This window comes from Nocardioides terrae (assembly GCF_900112345.1).
Classification (GTDB): domain Bacteria; phylum Actinomycetota; class Actinomycetes; order Propionibacteriales; family Nocardioidaceae; genus Nocardioides; species Nocardioides terrae.
Map to the genome: position 1 here is coordinate 213287 of NZ_FOLB01000007.1, position 23047 is coordinate 236333.

Consider the following 23047-nt stretch of genomic DNA (forward strand, 5'->3'; position numbering starts at 1 on the left):
GTTCCTAACGTTGGGTCAGAGAAGACCCGCCGCGGTCAGTCCGTCGCGCAGCGCGGCGACCTCGTCCTCGTCCAGCGCCACCAGGGGCTGCCGGACGCGGCGGTTGTCGAGGACTCCGAGCAGCTCCAGGGCCGCCTTGGCGGTGGTCGCTCCATAGTTGGGGACGCCCATGATGGCGTCGATCGCGGGGAGCATCCGCGCATACGTCTGTCGGGCGGTGGCGAGGTCGTTCGCTGCTGCGGCGTCCACCATCGTCCGGAGCAGGTCACCGGCCGCGTGGCCGGCGACCGAGATGACGCCGACGGCGCCGTGCGCGAGCCAGGCGAGGTTGAGGGCGTCGTCACCGGAGTAGACGGCGTAGCCGAGGTCGATCAGCCGGGTGCCGCGGGCCAGGTCGCCGGCGGCCTCCTTGACCGCGACGACGGTGTCGAAGCCGATCGCCTCGCGGTAGGCGTCGAAGCCGATCGAGGAGCCGGTGCGGCCGGGGACGTCGTAGAGGATCACCGGGACGTCGGTCGCGGCGGCGACGGAGCGGAAGTGCTCGACGATCCCGCGCTGGCCCGGCTTGTTGTAGTACGGGGTGACGACCAGCAGGCCGTCCGCGCCGGCCTTCTCGGCCTGCAGGGCGAGCTCGACGGAGGTGCGGGTGTCGTTGGTGCCGACGCCGGCCACGATCTTCGCCGTCGAGCCGACCGCGTCGCGGACGGCGGCGAGCGTCTCGGCGTCCTCAGCGACCGTCGTCGTGGCCGACTCGCCGGTCGTGCCGGAGACGACGAGGCCGTCGTGGCCGTGCTCGACCAGGTGCTTCGCGACCTTCTGCACACCGTCGAGGTCGACCGACCCGTCCTCTCGGAGCGGGGTGACCATGGCCGTCAGAACGGTCCCGAACGGTGCGGCGGACGTCATGGGTCAAGGGTATCGCTCCCCCGCTGAACGACGATGATCGCGCGCCGGGGCGGAGCCCATCAGACCCGCGGCATGACCTCCGCGGCGAGCAGCCGGAGGTGGTCCAGGTCGGCCAGGTCGAGCACCTGGAGGTAGACCCGCTCCACGCCGGCCTCGGCGTAGGTCGCGAGCCTGGCGACCGCCTCGTCGGGCGTGCCGGCGACGCCGTTCTCGCGCAGCTCGTCCTTCTCCCGGCCGATCGCCGCGGCGCGACGCTCGACCTCGGCCTCGTCGGCGCCCACGCACACGACCAGGGCGGCCGAGTAGGTCATCGAGGCGGCCGAGCGACCGGCGGCCTCGACCGCGGCGCGGACCCGGCCGAACTGGGTCGCGACATCCTCGGCGCTGGCGAAGGGCACATTGAACTCGTCGGCGTACGCCGCGGCGAGGGCGGGCGTCCGCTTCTTGCCGTGCCCGCCGATGACGACCGGCACGCCACCGCGCAGGCCGCCGCGCTGGACCGGCTTGGGCAGGCCCGGGCTGCTCTTGACCTGGTAGTGGTCGCCGGCGAAGTCGTAGCCGACCCCCTCACCGACCGGGTTCGCCCACAGCCCGGTGATCAGCTCCAGCTGCTCCTCCAGCCGGTCGAACCGCTCGCCCGTGGCCGGGAACGGGATGCCGTAGGCCTCGTGCTCGGCGCTGAACCAGCCGGCGCCGAGGCCGAGCTCGACCCGGCCGTTCGACATCTGGTCGACCTGGGCCACCTGGATCGCGAGCGGACCGGGGTGGCGGAAGGTCGCGCTGGTCACGAGCGTGCCGAGCCGAATGCTCCTCGTCTCACGGGCGAGGCCGGCCAGCGTCGTCCACGCGTCGGTCGGTCCGGGCAGCCCGTCGCCGCCCATCGCGAGGTAGTGGTCGGAGCGGAAGAACGCCCCGAACCCGAGCTCCTCGGCCGTCGCGGCCACGGCAAGCAGGTCGTCGTACGTGGCCCCTTGCTGGGGCTCGGTGAAGATGCGCAGCTCCATGGCGACGAGCCTAGTGAGGCACACCCGACGCCCGCGTCCGGGTGCCGCGTCCCGCGAATCCCGCTCGCCCGGTGTCGGCAGGTCGGTCTACGTTCGTGCGCATGGCGACTTTGGACGACCTCCGACTGCTCTTCGAGCGGGCCCTCGACGACGCCGGTGTGCTGGTGAGGCAGGCGGCCGCCGCCGATCTCGGCGCACCCACGCCCTGCTCGGAGTGGGACCTGCGCGCGCTGATCGGGCACATGGTCGGCCAGAACGAGGGGTTCGCGGCAGCGGTCGCGGACGGAGACGCCCCCGTGGAGGCGTACGCAGCGCCCGAGCTGAGCGCCGAGCAGGTCCGGTCGAGCTGGGACGCCTCCGCGGACCGCCTGCGGACCGCTTTCCGCGACGCGGCGCCGGAGGCACGGGTCAGGCTCGCGGAGTTCGACCGCGAGGCGTCGTTGGAGACGGCGCTGGGGATGCAGGTGGTCGACTGCGCCGTCCATGCGTGGGACGTCGCGACCGCCCTCGGCGAGGTCTACCGGCCGCCCGACGTCGTCGTCGAGGTCGTCCTGGCGAGCGCCCGTTCGATCGCCGCCCGCCCGGGCGGGACGCCCGGCGTCTTCGCCCCCGCGAAGGCTGTCGCCGGCGACGACGCGTGGTCGGACGCGCTGCGCCTGCTCGGGCGCTGAGCGTCAGCTGGCAGTCAGCCGGCGGTCACGGGTTGGCGGCGAGGAACAGGAACGCCGCGAGCAGCGCCAGGTGGAGCCCGCCGTGCAGGGTCTTGGCGCGGCCGGGGACGACGGTGAGCGTCGCCACGAGCATGGTGATCGCCAGCAGCACGATCTGCGTCGGCTCGAGGCCGAGCACCAGAGGCCCGTCCAGCCAGATCGACGCGACAGCGATCGCCGGGATGGTCAGCCCGATCGAGGCCATCGCCGAGCCGTAGGCGAGGTTGAGGCTGATCTGGACCCGGTCGGCGAGCGCCTGCCGCACCGCCGCGATGCTCTCGGGCAGCAGCACCAGCAGGGCGATGACCACGCCGACGAAGCTGCGCGGGAGGCCCAGCGCGTCCACGGCGTCCTCGATCGGATGGGACTCGATCTTCGCCAGCCCGACCACGGCGACGAGGGCGAGGAGAAGCAGGACGCCGCTGGTCAGCGCCGGCCGTACGCCGGGCGGGTCGGCGTGCTCATCGCCGTCCAGGTCGCGCACGGTGCCGTCCATCGCCACGGGGAGGAAGAAGTCCCGGTGCCGGACGGTCTGGGTGAAGACGAAGAGCGCGTAGACCGCGAGCGACGCGACGGCAGCGAACGTCAGCTGTGCCCCGGAGAACTCCGGGCCCGGGTGCGACGTGGTGAACGTCGGGAGGACCAGGCAGATCGCCGCGATCGTCGCGACGGTGGCGAGCGCCGAGCCGCTGCCCTCGGGGTTGAAGACCGCCAGCCGACGCTTGAGCGCGCCGACCAGGAGCGAGGCGCCGGCGATGCCGTTGACACAGATCATCGCCGCCGAGAAGACCGTGTCGCGGGCGAGCGACGCGTTGCCGTGCCCACCGCCGGCCATCAGGGTCACGATGAGGCCGACCTCGATGACCGTGACGGACGCAGCGAGGATCAGTGATCCGAACGGCTCCCCCACCTGGTGGGCGACGACCTCGGCGTGGTGCACCGAGGCCAGCACGGCGCCGACCAGGGTCACCGCGATGACCGCCACGAGGACGCCCTGCGGGTGGCCGCCCCACGTCACGGCCAGCAACAGCATCGCGAGGATCGGCACGCTGACCGACCAGTGCAGCCGCGAGAGGAGGGGCTGGAGTCGCTGCATGGCGGCCGTTCATCGTCGGGTCTGCGGTCGAGGACGACCCTAGCCGGAGAATCGAGTTGCCCGGCGCGCGCCGACCACCACCTGCAGGTCGGCGGCCGGTCGACTCACTCGCCGGTCGGACGCCGGCTGAGGAACACCCGGTCGTAGGCCTCGCCCGGCTCGCGGCGCGTCTCGGTCCACTCCTCGGCCGCGAAGGCCGGATAGTGCACGTCGCCCTCGGGGCGCAGCCGGACCCGCGTGATGACCTGGCGGTCGGCGTACGGCAGCGCGGCGGCGTAGACCTGCGCGCCCCCGACCACCATCACGTCGCCGGGCAGTCCGGCGGCCATCGCGAGGGCCTCCTCGACCGTGTTGGCGACGAGCACGGACGCGGTCCCTGACCCTGTCGGCGGGTAGGACCAGGACGGGTCGCGGGTGAGGACGATCGTGGTCCGGCCCGGCAGCGGCCGCCCGATCGACTCGAACGTCGTCCGGCCCATGACGAGCGTGTGGCCCATCGTGAGCGCCTTGAACTCCGCCTGCTCCCCGGGGATGTGCCACGGGATGTCGGGGCCGGCGCCGATCACGCCGTTCTCGGCGACCGCTGCCACGAGGACCACGCGCTTGCCGAGGACGTCGAGCTCCTCGACGACCGACTCAGACAGCAATGGGGGCCCTGATGCCCGGGTGCGGGTCGTAGCCCTCCACCGCGATGTCCTCCAGGTCGAAGGCGTCGATCGCCGTCACCTCGGGGTTGAGCACGAGGGTGGGCAGCGCCCGCGGCTCGCGGGTCAGCTGGAGCCGGGCCTGGTCGAGGTGGTTGAGGTAGAGGTGGGCGTCTCCGAGCGTGTGCACGAAGTCGCCGACCTCGAGCCCGACCACCCGGGCGACCATGTGGGTGAGCAGCGCGTACGACGCGATGTTGAACGGCACGCCGAGGAAGACGTCTCCGCTGCGCTGGTAGAGCTGGCAGCTCAGCCGGCCCGGGCCGTCCTGCTGAGGGCTGACGTAGAACTGGAAGAGGCTGTGGCACGGCGCGAGCGCCATGTCGGGGATGTCGGCCGGGTTCCAGGCGCTGACGATGTGGCGGCGGGAGTCGGGGTTGGTCCGCAGGTCCTCGACGACCTGGGCGAGCTGGTCGAGGTGACGGCCGTCCGGGGTGGGCCAGCTGCGCCACTGGGCGCCGTAGACCGGGCCGAGGTCGCCGTTCTCGTCGGCCCACTCGTCCCAGATCGTGATGCCACGGTCCTGCAGCCACTTCACGTTGGTGTCGCCGCGCAGGAACCACAGCAGCTCGCCGAAGACCGAGCGGGTGTGGACCTTCTTCGTGGTCACGAGCGGGAACCCGGCGGAGAGGTCGAACCGCATCTGGTGGCCGAAGACGCTGAGCGTCCCGGTCCCGGTCCGGTCGCTCTTCTCGACCCCCTCGTCGAGGACTCTCCGCATCAGGTCGAGGTACTGGCGCACGACCCTCAGCCTAGGTCAGATCTCGAGTGTGCCGACGATCGTGGTGCGCGTGTCCCCGCCGACCCAGATGACGCCCGCGTCTTCGGTGGTGACGTGCACCCGCCCGCGACGCCCGAGCGCCGTCCCCTGGGAGGAGAGGTACGTCGCCGGGAGGGTGCCGTTGGCCGTGAGCCACTGGGCCACACCCGCGTTGAGCGAGCCGGTCACCGGGTCCTCGTCGACGCCGAGCCCGCCGACGAACGCCCGGACCTCGATCGCGCAGTCGTCGGCCGGGTCCGAGGTGCCCTCGGGGTAGATCCCGACCACACCGACCGCGAGGTCGCCGAGCGCCGCCGCGTCCGGCCGTACGGCGAGCACGGCGCCGGCGTCCGGGAGCAGCACCGCCACCCAGCCCGGTCCGTTGTCGACCCACTGGGCGTCGACGATCTGGTCGCGACCGATCCCCAGGCCCGCCGCGATGCGATGGAGGTCCTCCTCCGACACCGGGCCCGAGCGCAGCAGGTCAGGCGCCGCGAACGCCAGCCGGTCGTCCTCGCGACGGATGTCGACGAGCCCGAGGCCGCACTCCTGCACCATGCCTTCGCCGCTGGTGGGTCGGCCTCCGGCCTCCGTGCTCTGAGGTCGGCCTCCGGCCTCCGTGCTCTGAGGTCGGCCTCCGGCCTCCAGCCACGCATGAGCGCTCCCCAGCGTCGGATGCCCGGCGAACGGCAGCTCACCGCTCGGCGTGAAGATCCGCAGCCGGTAGTCGGCGGCCGGATCCGTCGGCGTCAGCAGGAACGTCGTCTCGGACAGGTTCGTCCACCGCGCGAACGCGGCCATCTGGTCGTCCGAGAGCCCGTCGGCGTCGTGGACGACGGCGACCGGGTTCCCCATCAACGGTTCGGAGCTGAAGACATCGACCTGGCGGAACGGGCGCATGGCCGGATCGTAGGACGAAGTGGGCCGCGTCAGATGACGCCGCGGGCGAAGTACCAGACGAAGAGCGCCGCCACGACCGCCATCAGCGGATGGATCCTGCGCCAGTCGCCGCGACCGAGGGCGATGATCGTGTAGAGGACCATGCCGGCTCCGACGCCGTTCGCGATCGAGTAGGTGAAGGGCATCATCACCAGGGTCGCGAAGGCGGGCAGGGCGATGCCCATGTCGTTCCAGTCGATGCCGGCGACCTGGCTGATCATCAGCGCGCCGACGACGACCAGCGCAGGCCCGGTCGCGGCCGCCGGGACGATCCCGGCGAGCGGGGCGAAGAACATCGAGAGCAGGAAGAGCACGCCGGTGACGACATTCGCCAGTCCGGTGCGGGCGCCCTGGGCGACACCCGCCGTGCTCTCGACGAAGATCGTGTTGGAGGAGGCCGAGCCCGCGCCGCCCGCGATGGCGCCGACGGACTCGACGACGAGCACCTTGCGCATCTGCGGGAGCTGACCCTTGTCGTCGATCAGGTTCGCCTCGCGGCCGATCGCGAGAGCGGTGCCCATGGCATCGAAGAAGTTCGCCATCAGGACGGTCACGATCAGTGCCAGCGCGGCGCCGAAGCCGACCACGTCGAAGACGTTGAAGCTGATGTCGCCGACCAGGCCGAAGTCGGGCGCGGCGGCGATCGAGTCGGGCAGCTCGGCGCCCGGCACCGGCGTCTTGTCCGCGATCGCGTTGATGATCACGCCGACCACCGAGGCGAGCACGATGCCGATGAGCAGCGCGCCCGGGACGCGGCGCGACATCAGGATCGCGATCAGGACGAGCGCGACCACGAAGACCAGGGTGTTCCACGAGCTGATGTCCTGCGAGAGGGCGACGATCGTGCCCGACTCCGGGTGCGTGACGATGCCGCCGTCGACCAGGCCGATCAGGGCGATGAAGAGTCCGATGCCGCCGGCGATGGCCCGCTTGAGCCCGTCGGGGATGGCGTTCATGATCGCCTCGCGCAGGCCGACCAGGACCAGCACCAGCATCACGACGCCCTCGATGACGATGACGCCCATCGCCTCCGGCCAGGTGAGGCCCCTGGACCCGACGAGCGTGAACGCGACGAACGCGTTGACGCCGAGCCCGGCGGCCAGCGCCATCGGCACGTTGGCGAACAGGCCCATCGCGATCGTCATCACGCCGGCGACGAGCGCCGTGACCGTGACCAGCTGGCCGTGGTCGAGCGTCGTGCCGGACCCGTCCGGCAGGCTGCCGAGGATCGAGGGGTTGACGATGAGGATGTAGGCCATCGTCGCGAACGTGACGACGCCGCCGAGCACCTCGGTGCCGATGCCGCTGCCGCGTTCGCTGATCCGGAAGAACCGGTCCACTGGGACTCCTTGTCGAAGTGAGAGAGGTGTCAGGCCCGCAGGGACATCGGGCCGTAGACCTCGCGGTCGTGCTCGAAGAGGGTCACGGAGTCGACGCCCTGGTCGGCCAGCTCGCGCCACACCTCGCCGACCCAGGACTCGGCGTCGCCCTGCGAGGCGAACCGCTGGTCGGCGTACTCCGCGGAGACGGCGACCTCGACGCCGAGGACGTCGACCAGCCGCCACCACCAGGGGCGGTCGGACGGCTCGGGCTGTCGGAAGGTCGCGGGGAGGTCGGGGAGCGACATCAGGACTCGCGCACCGAGGTGTCGAGGAACGGCGGCTGGGTCAGCTGGAACACCTCGCGGCGCCCGCGTACGTCGACGCTGACCTCCGCCTCCGGGTTGACGACCGTGGAGACCAGCGCGAGCCCGATGCCCTTCTTCAGGGTCGGCGAGAACGTCCCGGACGTGACTTCGCCGACCGCGACGTCGGCGCTCAAGAAGACCTGCATGTGGGGGCGCGGGATGCCGCGACCGGTGGAGACGATGCCGCGCAGGATGCGCTTCGGGCCGGCCTCCTTCTCGGCGACGACGGCCGCCTTGCCCCAGAAGGCGTCCTTCTTCCAGCCGACGGCCCAGCCGAGCCGGCCCTGGTTGGGGGTGGTGTCGAGGGAGATGTCCTGGCCGTGCAGCGGGTAGCCCATCTCGGTGCGAAGGGTGTCGCGCGCGCCGAGGCCGCAGGCCTGGATGCCGAACTCCTCGCCCGCCTCGAGCAGCCTGTCCCACAGCTCGCCGGCCGCGCTGTTGGCGGCGATCAGCTCGTAGCCGCGCTCGCCGGTGTAGCCGGTGCGGCACACGACGACGCCGACGCCGGCGAACTCGGCCTCGAGGAACGACATGTAGTCGTGGCCGACCGGCAGACCGAGCTTCGCGAGCACCTCGTCGGACCTGGTGCCCTGGACGGCGAGCACGGCGTAGTCCTGGTGGTGGTCGGTGACCTTGACGCCCTCGGGGGCGGCCGCGGCCAGCCGGCGCACCACCTCGCCGGTGTTGGCGGCGTTGGGCACGAGCAGGACGTGCCGGTCGTCGCGGTAGTAGGCGATGAGGTCGTCGACGATGCCGCCGGTCTCGTCGTCGAGGCAGAGTGTGTACTGCGCCTTGCCGGGACCGATCCGGCCCAGGTCGTTGCTGAGGGTCGCGTTGACGAAGTCGGCGGCGCCCTCACCGGTCACGATCGCCTTGCCGAGGTGGCTGACGTCGAAGAGCCCGACCGCCTCGCGGACGGCTACGTGCTCCTTGACGACGCCGGCGCCGGCGTACTCGAGGGGCATCGACCAGCCGCCGAACTCGGCGAACTTGGCGCCCAGAGCGACGTGTCTGTCGTGGAGCGGCGACTGCAGGAGTTCGTCGGACATGGCGGCAAACTACCGCAGTCAGGACGCCGTCCCGGCCGCAGGTAATGTGCGCCCGTGCCTCACTACTCCCTCAGGCCCGCCAGCCCGGCGAAGACCCGGGCCGAGGCTGTCGTCGTCGGCGTGCTGCAGGGCCCGAAGGGGCCGGTGCTCGCGCCGGGCGCCGAGGACGTGACCGCGGCCCTTGGCCGGCGGCTGCGGCCCCTCCTCACGACGCTGGGCGTCACCGGCAGGGCCGGCGAGGTCACCCGGCTCCCGGCCGGCGACACCGTCGCCACCTCGTTGCTGGTCCTCGTCGGGCTGGGTCCGGAGCCGACGCCCGACGCCGTGCGCCGGGCCGCCGGCTGGGCCGCCCGGGCCGTTCCTAACGCCACGTCGGTCGCGCTCGCACTGCCTGCCGACTCCCCCGACCTGGTCCGGGCGGTGACCGAGGGCCACCTGCTCGGCGGCTACACCTTCACGTCCTACAAGCAGCCCGGCGAGTCGCGCGCGCCCGGCGAGGCGATCGTGCTGAGCCCTGCGGCGCGGCGCAAGGAGATCGTTGCCGCCTTCGAGCAGGCCCAGGTGGTGGCCGCCGCCGTTGCCACCGTCCGCGACTGGGTGAACACCCCCGGCGGCGATCTCACGCCTCCGCTCTTCGCCGACGCCGTCTCGGCGGCGGTCGCCGAGCACAACAAGAACGCCACCTCCATCTCGGTGACCGTGCACGACGAGGCATCGCTCGCAGAGCTCGGCTGCGGCGGCATCCTCGGCGTCGGTGGCGGCTCGAGCGCCCCGCCGCGCCTGGTCGAGCTGACCTACACGCCGTCCGACCCCGTCGCCCACGTCGCGCTCGTCGGGAAGGGCATCACGTTCGACACCGGCGGCCTGTGGCTCAAGCCCGGCACCACCATGGGGCAGATGAAGAGCGACATGGCCGGCGCCGCCGCTGTCGTCCAGGCCACGCTCGCCATCGCGGCGCTCGGCCTGCCGGTCCGGCTGTCGACCTTCGTGCCGATGGCCGAGAACATGGTCTCGGGCGACGCGATGCGGCCCGGCGACGTGCTGCGCATCTGCGACGGCACCACTGTCGAGATCTCCAACACCGACGCCGAGGGTCGCCTGGTCCTCGCCGACGCGCTGGTGCGCGCCGCTCGCACCGGGCCCGACGTGATCGTCGACGTGGCCACGCTGACCGGCCACATGGTCGCGGCGCTCGGCGACAAGGTCACCGGCGTCATGGGCTCCCCCGAGGTGGTCGAGGCCGTCCTCGCCGCGGCGGCGACCGCCGGCGAGGAGAGCTGGCCGATGCCGCTGCCCGAGATGATGGAGGAGCGGATCCGGTCCTCCAAGGTCGCCGACCTGGCGCAGTACGACGGCATCCGCTGGGGCGGCGGTCTCTACGCGGCCACGTTCCTGCGCCAGTTCACCGCGGGACTCCCCTGGGCCCACCTGGACATCGCGGGGCCGTCGTACAACACGGGCGGCGCGAGCGGCCACATCACGCCGGGAGGGACGGGCGTCGCGGTCGCGACGCTGGTCGACTACGTCCGCGCGCTCACCTCGCAGGTCGAGTAGCCCGAGCCGCTAGGCGAGGGCGTATCGAGACCGCCTCACGACCCTTGCTGCTTCCGCCGCCGGTTGTAGTCGCGCATCCGCTGCGGGATGCCGACCACGGCGGCGTCGTACGACGGCGTCATGTGGTCGTTGCAGAACCGGTGCGCCCACTGCACCGACGGGACCCGGCGCCGGGTCCACTCGCCGTCGTGCGCGACCAGCAGCAGCGTCACGTCGCTGACCGCCGTGCGCGGCTCGACGAAGCCCTCGACACCGCGGCGGGTCGCGATGAAGTCGGCCAGGTGCGCGACGTCGGTGTCGTCGGCGGCGCGGACGCGGGTCGAGCCGGTACGGGCGGCGTTGCGGGCCGGTCGGCGCATGCGGCCGCCACCGCGGCGGAAGCGGTCGAGGAACGACATGACGCCAAGTGTGCCCCCTGTCAGGAGTGTCTGATGGTGACTCTTGGGTAACTCGCCCCGGTGTAGACGCAGCGTGTCGGGGTGACAAGATGGCCTCCGGGCGGGAACCCCTGACCACAGCATCAAGAGGCGCATCCACAGAGGCGAGCGAAGGAACTCCATTGGCCACCGAAGTCACACTCCCGGCACTCGGCGAGTCCGTCACCGAAGGCACCGTCACCCGCTGGCTCAAGAACGTCGGCGACACCATCGCCGTCGACGAGCCGCTGCTCGAGGTCTCCACCGACAAGGTCGACACGGAGATCCCCTCGCCCGTCGCCGGCACGCTGCTGGAGATCCGCGCCAACGAGGACGACACCGTGGAGGTGGGCGCCGTCCTCGCGATCGTCGGCGCCGAGGACGAGGCCGGCTCCGCGCCTGCCCCGGAGTCCGCCCCGCAGGAGCCCGCCCAGGCTGAGGAGCCCGAGCAGCCCGCGCAGGCCGAGCCCGTGCAGCAGCAGGCCGAGGAGCCGGCCGCGGCCGAGGCCCCCGCGCCCGCCGCCGAGGAGGCCCCCAAGCCCACCGCCGACACGCAGCCGACCAGCGGGTCCGGCACCTCCGTGACGCTGCCCGCGCTGGGCGAGTCGGTCACCGAGGGCACCGTCACCCGCTGGCTCAAGAACGTCGGCGACAGCGTCGCCGTCGACGAGCCGCTGCTCGAGGTCTCCACCGACAAGGTCGACACCGAGATCCCCTCGCCCATCGCCGGCACCCTGCTCGAGATCAAGGTCTCCGAGGACGAGACCGTCGAGGTCGGGGCCGAGCTCGCGATCGTCGGTGACGCCTCCGCCACCCCGTCCGAGGCACCCGCCGAGCCGGAGCCCGCTGCCGAGCAGAAGCAGCCCGAGCCCGAGCAGGCGCCCGAGCCCGCCGCCCAGCCCGAGCCGACCCCGGAGCCCCAGCAGGAGGTCAAGCCGGAGCCGACGCTGACGCCGGCGCCCGCCCAGACCGCGCCCGCCGCCTCTGCGCCTGCTGCTCCCGCGTCCACCCCTGCCGCTCCGGCGCCCGCCGCATCCGCCTCGTCGGGTGAGGGCCACGGCTACGTCACCCCGCTCGTGCGCAAGCTCGCCGCCCAGAACGGCGTCGACCTGGCCACCGTCACCGGCAGCGGTGTCGGCGGTCGCATCCGCAAGGAGGACGTGCTCGCCGCGGCCGAGGCGGCCAAGGCTCCTGCTGCCGCCGCGGCCGCCCCCGCCGCCCCGGCTGCCGGCGCTCCCGCCGCCGCAGCGCCGGCCACCCCCTCGCCGCTGCGCGGCACGACCGAGAAGGTCAGCCGGCTGCGCAAGGTCATCTCCGAGCGGATGGTCGAGTCGCTGCAGACCTCGGCCCAGCTCACCCAGGTCATGGAGGTGGACGTCACCAACATCGCCCGCCTGCGTGAGGCGTCCAAGGAGGCCTTCCTGGCGCGCGAGGGCGTCAAGCTGACCTACCTGCCGTTCTTCGCCAAGGCGGCGATCGACGCGCTCAAGCAGCACCCCAAGCTCAACGCCAACCTCAACACCGAGGCCGGCGAGGTGACCTACTACGACCGCGAGAACATCGCGTTCGCAGTCGACACCGACCGGGGCCTGCTGACGCCCGTGGTCAAGGACGCCGGCGACCTCTCGATCGCCGGGCTCGCGAAGAAGATCGCCGACGTCGCCAACCGCACCCGCACCAACAAGATCACCCCGGACGAGCTGTCCGGCGGCACGTTCACGATCACCAACCTGGGCAGCTTCGGGGCGCTCTTCGACACCCCGATCATCAACCAGCCCCAGGTCGCGATCCTCGGCCCCGGTGCCGTCGTCAAGCGTCCGGTCGTCATCGACGACCCGAACCTCGGCGAGACGATCGCGGTGCGCTACATGGTCTACCTCGCGCTGACCTACGACCACCGCCTGGTCGACGGCGCCGACGCCGGCCGCTTCCTGCAGGACGTCAAGAAGCGTCTCGAGTCGGGCGCCTTCGAGATCTGAGGAGTCGGCAGAAGGTCACGGTCTCAGGACTCTCGAGTCGGCAGAAGCTCGCACGCATCCCCGCGAGCTTCTGCCGACTCGGCCGTTGAGGGGCGAGAGCTTCTGCCCACTCGGCCACGGCTAGGGTCACGGGCATGGCACGCGTCGTGATGGCCGGTTCGTCGGGGTTCCTCGGGTCGCACCTGCGCGAGGAGCTGCAGCGGCGCGGACACGAGGTCACCCAGCTCGTACGCCGCCCGGCCCGGTCCGGCGAGTCGACCTGGGACCCCTACGGCGGGGGGCTCGACGCCGGCGTGATCGAGAACGCCGACGTCGTCGTCAACCTGGCCGGCAGTTCCACTTTCGGCAACCCCCACTCGCGCCGCTGGTCGACCGCCCTCCGCAACAGCCGGGTCACGACCACCCGGGTGCTGGCCGAGGCGATCGCGGCCGCGGGCAGCAGGCCGGCGTACCTCGCCGGCAACGCCGTCGGCTGGTACGGCGACCACGGACCGCAGCCTGTCGGCGAGTCGGCCGACAGCCGCGGGCACACGCTGATGACGAGCGTGTGCCGCGACTGGCAGGACGCGGCGCTGCCCGCCGTCGAGGCCGGCGGCCGGGTGGCGTTCCTGCGGACCAGCCCCGTCCTCGACCGGGCCGCGCCGCCGCTGCGCCAGCTCGTCCCGCTCTTCCGAGCCGGTCTCGGCGCCCGGATCGGCGACGGACGGCAGCGGATGCCCGTCGTCTCGCTGCGCGACTGGCTCGGCGGCGTGCTCCACGTCCTCGAGCACGACATCGCCGGTCCGGTGAACATCACCTGCCCCGTCGCCCCGACCAACGCCCAGTTCACCGACGAGCTGGCCCGCCAGGTCGGCCGCAAGGCGCTGGTGGCGGCCCCGGCACCTCTCATCCGGATCGGTGCCGGCCGCCTCTCCCCCGAGCTCCTCGGCTCGGTCGACGCCCGGCCGGAGGTGCTGACGGCGTCCGGCTACGAGTTCCGCGACCCCGACATCCGCGCCGTGCTCACGACCGCGCTCCGACCGGCCTGACCGAGGCGACCCGCCACGCGGTGCCGACCCGCCGCACCACCACCCGCTGCTCCACGGTCGCACCGGCCGGCAGCGGCTCGGTGAGCCCGGCGCCGGCCGCGACCGCGCCGGTGACCCGGTCGCGCACCCGCAGCACCCAGCGAGCAGGGCCGTGCGCGACGATCCGCACCGCCAGCAGCTGTGTGGTCAGCGCGTCGACGGCGAGGCCGCGGGCCGACCAGTCCTCGAGCATCGCCACGTCAGCCTCCCCGGCACTGGCTCCCGGCACGTAGAGCGCCCGCAGCGACGCTGCGTCGCCCGCCGCCCACGCCGCCGCACGGCGACGGTCCCACTCGCCCAGCACACCCGCGGCCCTGGCCTCCTGACGCGAGAGGACCGACGGGTGCGAGGCGGACGCGGCCGGCGGCCCGGCCGGCGGCCCGGCCGGTGCGGCGGCCCGACTGCCCTCCGACCGCCCGGCCCGCGACCCCGGCGCCGGCCAGGAGAGCACCGCGACGACGCCCACCAACAGCCCGATGACCAGGATCGGGACCAGCAGCCGCGGCGCCGCGGCGGGTTCGTCTAAGGACGCCATGGCACAACACCTACCCCGAACCGCGGAGCCGCCGCAGCGCTCATCCACAGGCGGTGCTGCCGCTGGTGCCGGCGTACCTCCGGAGTACCCTCGCAGCGTGACTGACCTGCGCTTCGACAGCATCGGGACGATCGACTACCTCGACGCATGGGACCTGCAGCGGGAGGTCCACGCGAAGGTCGTCGCGGGCGAGCAGGAGGGCACCGTCCTCCTCCTCGAGCACCCGCCGGTCTACACCGCGGGCAAGCGCACCGACCCGCACGAGCGGCCGACCGACACCAACGGTGCGCCGGTGGTCGACGTCGACCGCGGCGGCAAGATCACCTTCCACGGGCCCGGCCAGCTGGTCGCCTACCCGATCGTGCGCCTGCCCGACCACGTCCGCGTCGTGGACTTCGTCCGACGTCTGGAGGAGGTCATGATCCGCACGTGCGCCGACTTCGGCGTGACGACGGCTCGGGTCCCGGGTCGCAGCGGAGTCTGGCTCAAGGCCGACGAGCGCGGCGAGGAGCGCAAGATCGGCGCGATCGGCCTGCGGGTCAGCAAGGGCGTCACGATGCACGGCATCGCGCTCAACTGCGACGTCGCCCTCGACTGGTACGACCGCTTCATCCCCTGCGGCATCTCCGACGCGGGCGTCACCACGCTCAGTGTCGAGACCGGGCGCGACGTCACGGTGGCCGAGACGCTCCCCGTCCTGCAGCGCCACCTGGAGACCTACCTCGCCTGGGAGCCGTACGACGCCACCCCGGACTACGACCCCAAGCCAGAGCCCTCCCACGGCCCGCGGATCGAGCTGCTGACCCCGTCCCGCGGGTGACCCCCGAGGGCGACTGAGGGGTAACCGTCCCGACTGCGGACGCGGTGGCCTCCCGGCGTAGGCTGAACGCGTGACGACTGCGCCAGCACCTGAAGGTCGCAAGCTCCTCCGGCTGGAGGTCCGCAACGCGGAGACCCCGATCGAGCGGAAGCCGGAGTGGATCAAGACCCGGGCCAAGATGGGTCCCGAATACAAGCACCTCCAGCAGCTCGTGAAGTCCGAGGGGCTCCACACGGTCTGCCAGGAGGCGGGCTGTCCCAACATCTTCGAGTGCTGGGAGGACCGCGAGGCGACCTTCCTCATCGGCGGCGACCAGTGCACCCGCCGCTGCGACTTCTGCCAGATCGACACCGGCAAGCCGCAGCCGCTCGACCGTGACGAGCCGCGCCGCGTCGCCGAGTCGGTGCAGAGCATGGGCCTGCGCTACGCCACCATCACCGGCGTCGCGCGCGACGACCTCTCCGACGGCGGCGCCTGGCTCTACGCCGAGACGGTCCGCGCCATCCACGAGCTCAACCCCGACACCGGCGTCGAGAACCTCATCCCCGACTTCAACGGCAAGCCGGACCTGCTCCGCGAGGTCTTCGAGAGCCGACCCGAGGTGCTCGCCCACAACGTCGAGACCGTGCCGCGGATCTTCAAGCGGATCCGGCCCGCGTTCCGCTATGAGCGCTCCCTCGACGTGATCACCCAGGCCCGCGACTTCGGCCTGGTCACCAAGTCCAACCTCATCCTCGGCATGGGTGAGACCCGCGAGGAGGTCTCCCAGGCCCTCCGCGACCTCCACGACGCCGGCTGCGAGCTCATCACGATCACGCAGTACCTGCGCCCCAGCGTGCGTCACCACCCGGTCGAGCGGTGGGTGAAGCCGGAGGAGTTCGTCGAGCTGAACGAGGAGGCCGAGCAGATCGGCTTCTCCGGCGTCATGTCCGGCCCGCTCGTTCGTTCGTCCTACCGGGCCGGTCGCCTGTACCGTCAGGCGATCGAGGCCCGTGAGGGCATCTCCGCCTGATCCTCGTTCCCCCTGAGCCCGACCCGAGCTGAACTGAGAGAGCACCGCATGTCCCAGGTCGACCCGAGCACCCTGAGCCGTCGACAGCAGATCGTCGAGACCTACCGGATCACCAAGCAGGCCGATCCCAGGATCGGTCTCATCCTGCTCGGCTCGTTCATCGTCGGCGCCGTCATCGGCTTCGTCATCTTCTGGGTGCTCCCCGGCAGCGGCGCGCTCGGCCTGGTCATGTCGATCGTCGGCGCGCTCCTCGGCGGCCTCCTGCTGCTGATGATCGTCTTCGGCCGCCGTGCCCAGCACGCCGCCTACAAGCGCCTCGAGGGCCAGCCCGGCGGTGCCGCCGCCGCGCTCACCATGCTGCGCCGCGGCTGGACCACGGAGCCGGCCATCGCGTTCAACAAGCAGCAGGACGTCGTCCACCGCGTGGTCGGCCCTCCGGGCATCGTCCTGGTCGGCGAGGGCAACCCCAACCGGCTGCGCCCGCTGCTGATCAGCGAGCGCAAGCGCCACGAGCGCGTCCTCTACGAGGTCCCCGTGACCGAGGTGATCGTGGGCGACGGCGAGGGCCAGGTCCCGCTGCCCAAGCTCGTCAAGCACGTGATGAAGCTGGGCCGCAAGGTCAAGCCCGCCGAGATCACCGACCTGCTCAACCGGCTCAAGGCGATCGACGCGACCCGCGGCAAGGTGCCGCTGCCCAAGGGGCCGATCCCGACCTCCATGAAGGGCATGCGCGGCAACATGCGCGGCCGCTGAGCGCATCCGCTCCCGACCCTTGAGCGCCTCGACCACCCATCGGTGGTCGAGGCGCTCAGGCGTTTCAGGCCCTGCCGGCCAGCCGCCGCCAGGTCGGCAGGTCCACGGTCGCCGTCCCCGCCGCCATGTCGTGCAGGCCACGCCCGTCGGGACGGAAGATCAGCGGCGGTACGACGACCGCGACCATGATCTGCCGGGCGAAGGAGCGCAGCGGGTCGAGCGGGCGAGGGTCGCCGTCGACCCGCACCGTGCGCAGCCGCGTGGCGAGCTTGCCGAACGACCCGCCGGCCAGGGTCGTCAGCACCGCCGACTCCACGACGTAGGCGATCAGGACGTAGAACTGCTCGGCTCCGCCCTGGGACGTGTAGTCGTCCCAGCCGACGAGGAACACCACGACGAGGATCGACGCCAGCCAGTCGACGAGCAGCGCGACGGCACGGCGGGCCCAGGACGCGGTGGGGAAGGTCGGGTCGGTCACGGGCGGCAAGCCTAGAGGAGGCGGTCCGGGCCTCGGAGTCTCCCCTCGACCGGGCCGGTGCGTTTGTTACACGCCCGAAACACGAGGGCAACGCTGGGAAATCTTGCCGCCGTAGCGTCCGTCCCGACGCCGGCACGACCCCGATGCGGCCGGCGCGTCGATGCGAGGAGCAGCAGATGACCGCGAACGCCGTACGCCTGGGCGCGATCCGCGAGATCGGGTGCAACGTGGCCCCGACCCCGTTCTTCGACGCAGCCGAGGAGACCGGCGCCATCTTCGGCGAGAACGTCTTCAGCCTCTCGGTGATGCAGAGGCGGCTCCCGAAGTCGGTCTACCGGTCCGTCGCGGCCACCATCGAGAGGGGCGAGCGGCTCGACCCCAACGTCGCCGACATCGTCGCCTCGGCGATGAAGGACTGGGCGATGGAGAAGGGCGTCACGCACTACGCCCACGTCTTCTACCCGCTCACCGGCCTGACCGCCGAGAAGCACGACTCCTTCCTCGAGCCGGTCGGCGACGGCACCGCGATCTGGGAGTTCCAGGGCAAGACCCTCGTCCAGGGCGAGCCGGACGCCTCCTCGTTCCCCAACGGTGGCATCCGTGCGACCTTCGAGGCGCGCGGCTACACCGGGTGGGACGTCCAGTCCCCGGCGTACATCCTGGAGAACCCGAACGGCAACACCCTCTGCATCCCGACGATCTTCGTCTCGATGACCGGTGAGGCCCTCGACCACAAGACCCCGCTGCTGCGCTCGCAGTCGGCGATGTCTGAGCAGGCCCGCCGGGTGCTCGCCCTCTTCGGCCACCGGCAGATCGACAACGTCGTGTCCTACTGCGGCCCCGAGCAGGAGTACTTCCTGGTCGACAGCTCGTTCGTCAACCTGCGCCCCGACGTGCTCAACGCCGGTCGCACCCTGTTCGGCGCGAGGCCTCCGAAGGGGCAGGAGTTCGACGACCACTACTTCGGCGCCATCCCCGAGCGCGTGCTGGGCTTCATGCACGACACCGAGCGCGCGCTCCTCAAGCTCGGGATCCCGGCCAAGACCCGCCACAACGAGGTCGCCCCGGGCCAGTTCGAGATCGCGCCGGTCTTCGAGCGCGCAAACCTCGCCTCCGACCACCAGCAGCTGCTGATGTCGACCTTCAAGGCGATCGCGAAGAAGCATGGCTTCGAGTGCCTCTTCCACGAAAAGCCGTTCGCCGGCGTCAACGGCTCCGGGAAGCACGTCAACTTCTCCTTCGGCAACGCCAACCAGGGCAACCTGCTGAACCCGGGCGACAACCCCCACGACAACGCGCAGTTCCTGGTCTTCTGCGCGGCGATCGTCCGGGCCGTCCACCTCCACGGCGGCCTGCTGCGCCTGTCGATCGCGTCGGCGAGCAACGACCACCGGCTGGGCGCCAACGAGGCTCCGCCGGCGATCATCTCGATCTTCCTCGGCGAGCAGCTCACCGACGTGTTCGAGCAGATCCGCAACGGTGGCGCGACGTCGTCGAAGCAGAAGGGCGCGCTCTCGGTCGGCGTCGACACCCTCCCCGACCTGACGAAGGACGCGGGCGACCGCAACCGCACCTCGCCGTTCGCCTTCACCGGCAACCGCTTCGAGTTTCGGGCGGCCGGGTCCAACCAGACCGTCGCCGCCCCGATGGTCGTCATCAACACGATCATGGCCGAGGCCCTGGACTACGCCGCGACCGAGCTCGAGGCCGCTGTCGCGTCGGGCACCGACTTCAACGACGCCGTGCAGCAGCTGCTGGCGAAGATCATGGAGACCCACGGCGCTGCGATCTTCGACGGCAACGGCTACTCCTCGGAGTGGCACGAGGAGGCCGCCGTACGCGGGCTGAAGAACCTCCGGACGACGGTCGACGCGCTCCCCGAGTGGACCAGCGCCGAGACCAAGGCGCTCTTCACCAAGTACGCCGTGCTCAGCGAGGCCGAGCTGGAGTCGCGCTACGAGGTCGGTCTCGAGCAGTACGTCATGGCGATCAACGTCGAGGCCAACCTCACCGAGGGGATGGCGCAGACCACGATCCTCCCGGCCGCGCTCCGTCACCAGACCGAGCTCGCCGGCAACGTCGCGGCGCTGACGGCTGCCGGTGTCGACGCCGATCGGACGGACCTCCTGGCCGTCACCGAGCTCGTCGGCGAACTGCGCGGTGCGATCGCCGGGCTGCGGGCCGCGAAGGCGGCCGCCCACGACCACGAGGGCATCGCCGAGGCGGCGTACCACCGCGACGTGGTGCTCCCGGCGATGACGAAGGTGCGCGCGGCCGCCGATGCTCTCGAGGGCGTCGTGGCCGACGACCTGTGGTCTCTGCCGACCTACCAGGAGATGCTCTTCATCCGATGACCCCGACCGGTCCATCCGGCGTCCCACCGGACGCACGATGGTGTCGGCCGCTCTCCCAGCCCGTGTAGTTTTCAGCAGAGTCATCCGCCCCCGGCTTCACCAAGGAGAAGGCGTGTTCACCACCAGCGACGAGCTGTTCAAGTTCATCAAGGACGAGGGTGTCGAGTTCATCGACATCCGGTTCGTGGACCTTCCCGGCATCATGCAGCACTTCACGGTGCCCGTCGGTTCCTTCGGCCCGGAGGTGTTCGAGAACGGCCTGGCCTTCGACGGGTCCTCGATCCGCGGGTTCCAGACCATCGACCAGTCCGACATGGCGCTCTTCCCGGACGTCACCACCGCGTTCGTCGACCCGTTCCGCGCGGCCAAGACGCTGGCGCTGAACTTCTTCGTGCACGACCCGATCACCGGCGAGGCCTACAGCCGCGACCCGCGCAACATCGCCCGCAAGGCGCTCGCCTACCTGTCGACGACAGGCATCGGCGACACCGCGTACTTCGCGCCCGAGGCGGAGTTCTACATCTTCGACAACGTGAAGTTCGAGACGAAGCAGAACACCGGCTTCTACGAGATCAACTCCTACGCGGGCGCCTGGAACACCGGCGACTCCTTCGAGAAGGACAACCGCGGCTACAAGGTCCGCTACAAGGGCGGCTACTTCCCCGTCTCCCCCACCGACCACTTCGCCGACCTGCGCGACGTGATGGTCAAGAACCTCGAGAACGTCGGCCTCGTCGTCGAGCGCGCTCACCACGAGGTCGGCACCGCCGGCCAGGCGGAGATCAACTACCGCTTCGACACGCTGCTCAAGGCGGCGGACGACGTCATGAAGTTCAAGTACATCATCCGCAACACCGCCTGGGAGGCCGGCAAGACGGTCACCTTCATGCCCAAGCCGATCTTCGGCGACAACGGCTCGGGCATGCACGTGCACCAGTCGATCTGGAACGGCGGCGAGCCGCTCTTCTACGACGAGGCCGGGTACGGCGGCCTGTCGGACCTCGCCCGCTGGTACATCGGCGGCATCCTCAAGCACGCGCCCGCGCTGCTGGCCTTCACCAACCCGACCGTGAACTCGTTCCACCGCCTGGTGCCGGGCTTCGAGGCGCCGATCTCGCTGGTCTACTCCTCGCGCAACCGCTCCGCGGCGCTCCGCATCCCGATCACCGGCTCCAACCCGAAGGCCAAGCGGATCGAAGCGCGGTTCCCGGACCCGTCCTCGAACCCCTACCTCGCCTTCTCGGCCCTGCTGCTCGCCGGCATCGACGGCATCCAGAACAAGATCGAGCCGCCCGCGCCGGTCGACAAGGACATCTACGAGCTCCCGCCGGACGAGATGGCCGAGATCAACCAGGTCCCGACCTCGCTGGGCGCCGTCCTCGACGCACTCGAGGCCGACAAGGACTTCCTCACGGTCGGCGACGTGTTCACGCCGGACCTGCTCGACACCTGGATCGACTTCAAGAAGACCAACGAGATCCTGCCCGTGCAGCTGCGTCCGCACCCGCACGAGTTCGAGCTCTACTACGACATCTAACCGGGCCTCTGGCTGTGGTCGTTCAACAACGCCGAACAACCACGAAGAACAGCCGCTGACCTGCAGAAACGCCGCCGCGCGACCTTTTGGTCGCTCGGCGGCGTTTGCTGTTGGTAGCCGCTCGTCTGTTACAAATCCGGTACAAATCTCAGACGCGCCACCTCTTGGCGCACGGTTCGCCTGGCTCCGATCGGGTAGGTCGCCACAGCGGTCTCGACCTGGGTCCGTTGCCCGAGCCACGAGCGTGGCATCGCACCGTTCGGCGACCACCACCGCGAGTCCCGAGTCAGCTCGCTGCCACATCACTTGCATCTGCATGATCGCTCCGGTGCCTCCGCCGGACATAGGTGCCTGTAGACCGAATCCCCGTCAACGCCGCAAGGAGGGGCTTGATGATGGCAACGAACTCGAACGTGCCGGCTGTGGAACCGGGAATCTTTGGGCCGCGGCGTCGCGGAGACCGCGGAAGCCGGGCACCCAGGCTGGTCGAGGCCCAAGAGCTGTGGGACATCGACGATGTCGCTTCCTACCTTGGCGTGACCAAGCAGACCATCTACTCCTGGCGGACGACAGGTTACGGCCCGGCCGGCTTCCGTGTCGGCAAGCACCTGCGCTGGCGGGCAGCAACCGTGATCAATTGGACCGTGCGACTCGAGGAGAATCGATGATCCCGACAGGCCATCAGCCTGACCCGGAATCGACTCCATCGCCACCAGCGAGCAGATGCTCATCAGCATGGTTGGTCACCCGGTCCGACGCTGTCGAGGACTGCCATGGCAAGTATTAGCCCTGGGAGACCATCCGACGACGGCAGCCCTCGTTACGTCGTCAACTACCGAGATCCCGAGGGGCGGCAGCGTCGTAAGACCTTCCGACGCAAGGCCGAGGCGGTTGCGTTCCGCAACACGGTCGAGGCGGACAAGCTTCGTGGAACCTACCTTGATGTCGACGCCGGCAGGATCTCGTTTCGCGCCTATGCCGAGGAGTGGCTCGACAGTCGGACCTTCAGTCCGCTGACATACGAGGCGACCGAATTGCGACTCAGGCTCCATGTGTTCCCGACGCTAGGACACCTCGAGCTGCGACAGATCAAGCCGTCGACCATCCAGAAGCTCCTACGATCGATGGAGATGGCCGAGACCTACCGGCGCGTCATCTTCTCTAACGTGTCTGCCATCTTCTCGGCTGCGGTCGACGACGACATGATCGCCAAGAATCCGTGCAAAGCGAGTTCAGTGACAAGGCCCGCAACGTCGCGCCGCAAGGTGGTGCCTTGGCCGACCGAGTGGGTCTCCGCCATGCACGACGCGCTTCCGCCCCAGTACTGAATCGCGCTGGGTTTCGTTCCTATGCGTTCCCTTGGCCAGCAAGTGCCGGCCGGGATGATTCATGGGCAGCGTAGTACGCCGCCTCGACCTCGAGCGGGGTCCTCATGTCGAGCTCCCCGTGCAGGCGCTGGTTGTTCCACCACCACACGTACTCCAAGGTCGCGAGCTCGACCTGCTCGATCGTGCGCCACGGTCCTCGTCGCCGGATCAGCTCGGTCTTGTAGAGCCCGTTGACCGCCTCGGCGAGCGCGTTATCAAAGGAGTCACCGACGGTCCCGGTCGACGGCCTCGCGCCGAGCTCGCCGATCCGGTCCGTGTAAACGATCGAGAGGTAGTTCGACCCGTGGTCGGCGTGATGG

At 70.8% G+C, this 23047-nt stretch carries 24 protein-coding genes; 11 read left to right on the forward strand and 13 right to left on the reverse strand.

The window, feature by feature from the left end; all coding sequences use genetic code 11:
* Positions 1–15: 15 nt before the first annotated feature.
* Positions 16–906, reverse strand: a complete 891-nt coding sequence (gene dapA, locus BM236_RS11475) for a 4-hydroxy-tetrahydrodipicolinate synthase (protein ID WP_091123757.1) — start codon at positions 904–906, stop codon at positions 16–18.
* A gap of 59 nt (positions 907–965) precedes the next feature.
* The gene (locus BM236_RS11480; protein WP_091123759.1) at positions 966–1910 is read right to left on the reverse strand and encodes an LLM class F420-dependent oxidoreductase; all 945 of its coding nucleotides are present in this window, start codon (positions 1908–1910) and stop codon (positions 966–968) included.
* 101 nt (positions 1911–2011) lie between these two features.
* Here BM236_RS11480 and BM236_RS11485 point away from each other — a divergent pair, with 101 nt between their 5' ends.
* Positions 2012–2581, forward strand: coding sequence for a TIGR03086 family metal-binding protein (locus tag BM236_RS11485; protein ID WP_091123761.1), 570 nt, complete (start codon positions 2012–2014; stop codon positions 2579–2581).
* Positions 2582–2606: 25 nt separating this feature from the next.
* Here BM236_RS11485 and BM236_RS11490 read toward each other — a convergent pair whose 3' ends face one another.
* The 7 genes from BM236_RS11490 to gcvT form a co-directional block, all read right to left on the reverse strand.
* Positions 2607–3716 (reverse strand): calcium:cation antiporter, encoded by a 1110-nt coding sequence (locus tag BM236_RS11490; protein ID WP_091123764.1) that lies wholly within the window; start codon positions 3714–3716, stop codon positions 2607–2609.
* A 104-nt stretch (positions 3717–3820) separates the two neighbouring features.
* On the reverse strand, positions 3821–4363 hold the full coding sequence (locus tag BM236_RS11495; RefSeq protein WP_245750283.1) for a dihydrofolate reductase: 543 nt from the start codon (positions 4361–4363) through the stop codon (positions 3821–3823).
* Positions 4353–5162, reverse strand: coding sequence for a thymidylate synthase (locus tag BM236_RS11500; RefSeq protein ID WP_091123767.1), 810 nt, complete (start codon positions 5160–5162; stop codon positions 4353–4355). The genes BM236_RS11495 and BM236_RS11500 overlap by 11 nt, the downstream gene beginning before the upstream one ends.
* 15 nt (positions 5163–5177) lie before the next feature.
* The gene (locus tag BM236_RS11505) at positions 5178–6080 is read right to left on the reverse strand and encodes a PhzF family phenazine biosynthesis protein (protein WP_091123770.1); all 903 of its coding nucleotides are present in this window, start codon (positions 6078–6080) and stop codon (positions 5178–5180) included.
* Positions 6081–6109: 29 nt separating this feature from the next.
* Positions 6110–7459, reverse strand: coding sequence for an NCS2 family permease (locus BM236_RS11510; RefSeq protein WP_091123772.1), 1350 nt, complete (start codon positions 7457–7459; stop codon positions 6110–6112).
* 29 nt (positions 7460–7488) lie between these two features.
* Positions 7489–7746, reverse strand: coding sequence for a hypothetical protein (locus tag BM236_RS11515; RefSeq protein ID WP_091123775.1), 258 nt, complete (start codon positions 7744–7746; stop codon positions 7489–7491).
* Complete coding sequence (gene gcvT, locus BM236_RS11520; RefSeq protein ID WP_091123776.1) at positions 7746–8855, reverse strand: glycine cleavage system aminomethyltransferase GcvT; 1110 nt, start codon at positions 8853–8855, stop codon at positions 7746–7748. The genes BM236_RS11515 and gcvT overlap by 1 nt, the downstream gene beginning before the upstream one ends.
* 54 nt (positions 8856–8909) lie before the next feature.
* Between gcvT and BM236_RS11525 the strand changes: the two genes are divergently transcribed.
* Positions 8910–10409: a leucyl aminopeptidase gene (locus BM236_RS11525; protein WP_091123779.1), complete on the forward strand. Its 1500-nt coding sequence runs from the start codon at positions 8910–8912 to the stop codon at positions 10407–10409.
* Between the two features lie 35 nt (positions 10410–10444).
* On the opposite strand, the gene BM236_RS11530 is transcribed toward BM236_RS11525, so the two are convergent.
* Positions 10445–10807 carry a hypothetical protein gene (locus tag BM236_RS11530; protein ID WP_245750284.1) on the reverse strand — a complete coding sequence of 121 codons (363 nt, stop codon included), beginning with the start codon at positions 10805–10807 and terminating at the stop codon, positions 10445–10447.
* Between the two features lie 161 nt (positions 10808–10968).
* On the opposite strand from BM236_RS11530, the gene sucB reads away from it, so the two are divergent.
* Together sucB and BM236_RS11540 are read left to right on the forward strand one after the other, a co-directional pair.
* Positions 10969–12804 carry a 2-oxoglutarate dehydrogenase, E2 component, dihydrolipoamide succinyltransferase gene (gene sucB, locus BM236_RS11535; RefSeq protein WP_091123781.1) on the forward strand — a complete coding sequence of 612 codons (1836 nt, stop codon included), beginning with the start codon at positions 10969–10971 and terminating at the stop codon, positions 12802–12804.
* Between the two features lie 134 nt (positions 12805–12938).
* On the forward strand, positions 12939–13832 hold the full coding sequence (locus tag BM236_RS11540) for a TIGR01777 family oxidoreductase (RefSeq protein WP_091123783.1): 894 nt from the start codon (positions 12939–12941) through the stop codon (positions 13830–13832).
* Here the strand turns inward: BM236_RS11540 and BM236_RS11545 are convergent.
* Positions 13807–14406 carry a hypothetical protein gene (locus BM236_RS11545; RefSeq protein ID WP_091123785.1) on the reverse strand — a complete coding sequence of 200 codons (600 nt, stop codon included), beginning with the start codon at positions 14404–14406 and terminating at the stop codon, positions 13807–13809. The genes BM236_RS11540 and BM236_RS11545 overlap by 26 nt on opposite strands.
* A 97-nt stretch (positions 14407–14503) precedes the next feature.
* On the opposite strand from BM236_RS11545, the gene lipB reads away from it, so the two are divergent.
* The 3 genes from lipB (at position 14504) to BM236_RS11560 (ending at position 16991) form a co-directional block, all read left to right on the forward strand.
* Positions 14504–15226: a lipoyl(octanoyl) transferase LipB gene (gene lipB / locus BM236_RS11550; RefSeq protein WP_245750285.1), complete on the forward strand. Its 723-nt coding sequence runs from the start codon at positions 14504–14506 to the stop codon at positions 15224–15226.
* A 70-nt stretch (positions 15227–15296) separates the two neighbouring features.
* A complete protein-coding gene (gene lipA / locus BM236_RS11555) occupies positions 15297–16238 on the forward strand; it encodes a lipoyl synthase (protein ID WP_091123790.1) in 942 nt (313 codons plus the stop codon).
* A gap of 48 nt (positions 16239–16286) precedes the next feature.
* Positions 16287–16991 (forward strand): DUF4191 domain-containing protein, encoded by a 705-nt coding sequence (locus BM236_RS11560; protein WP_091123792.1) that lies wholly within the window; start codon positions 16287–16289, stop codon positions 16989–16991.
* A gap of 64 nt (positions 16992–17055) precedes the next feature.
* Here BM236_RS11560 and BM236_RS11565 read toward each other — a convergent pair whose 3' ends face one another.
* Positions 17056–17469 carry an RDD family protein gene (locus tag BM236_RS11565; RefSeq protein ID WP_245750286.1) on the reverse strand — a complete coding sequence of 138 codons (414 nt, stop codon included), beginning with the start codon at positions 17467–17469 and terminating at the stop codon, positions 17056–17058.
* A 176-nt stretch (positions 17470–17645) separates the two neighbouring features.
* On the opposite strand from BM236_RS11565, the gene BM236_RS11570 reads away from it, so the two are divergent.
* From BM236_RS11570 to BM236_RS11585, 4 genes are all read left to right on the forward strand, one after another.
* Complete coding sequence (locus BM236_RS11570; RefSeq protein WP_091123796.1) at positions 17646–19823, forward strand: glutamine synthetase III family protein; 2178 nt, start codon at positions 17646–17648, stop codon at positions 19821–19823.
* Positions 19824–19935: 112 nt separating this feature from the next.
* The gene (gene glnA, locus BM236_RS11575) at positions 19936–21360 is read left to right on the forward strand and encodes a type I glutamate--ammonia ligase (protein ID WP_091123799.1); all 1425 of its coding nucleotides are present in this window, start codon (positions 19936–19938) and stop codon (positions 21358–21360) included.
* A gap of 392 nt (positions 21361–21752) precedes the next feature.
* Positions 21753–22028 carry a helix-turn-helix transcriptional regulator gene (locus BM236_RS11580; protein WP_091123801.1) on the forward strand — a complete coding sequence of 92 codons (276 nt, stop codon included), beginning with the start codon at positions 21753–21755 and terminating at the stop codon, positions 22026–22028.
* Between the two features lie 105 nt (positions 22029–22133).
* Positions 22134–22688, forward strand: coding sequence for a phage integrase central domain-containing protein (locus BM236_RS11585; RefSeq protein ID WP_245750287.1), 555 nt, complete (start codon positions 22134–22136; stop codon positions 22686–22688).
* Positions 22689–22707: 19 nt separating this feature from the next.
* On the opposite strand, the gene BM236_RS11590 is transcribed toward BM236_RS11585, so the two are convergent.
* Positions 22708–23047, reverse strand: a 340-nt coding sequence (locus BM236_RS11590) for an integrase core domain-containing protein (RefSeq protein WP_139230087.1), incomplete at its 5' end; no start/stop codon positions are given.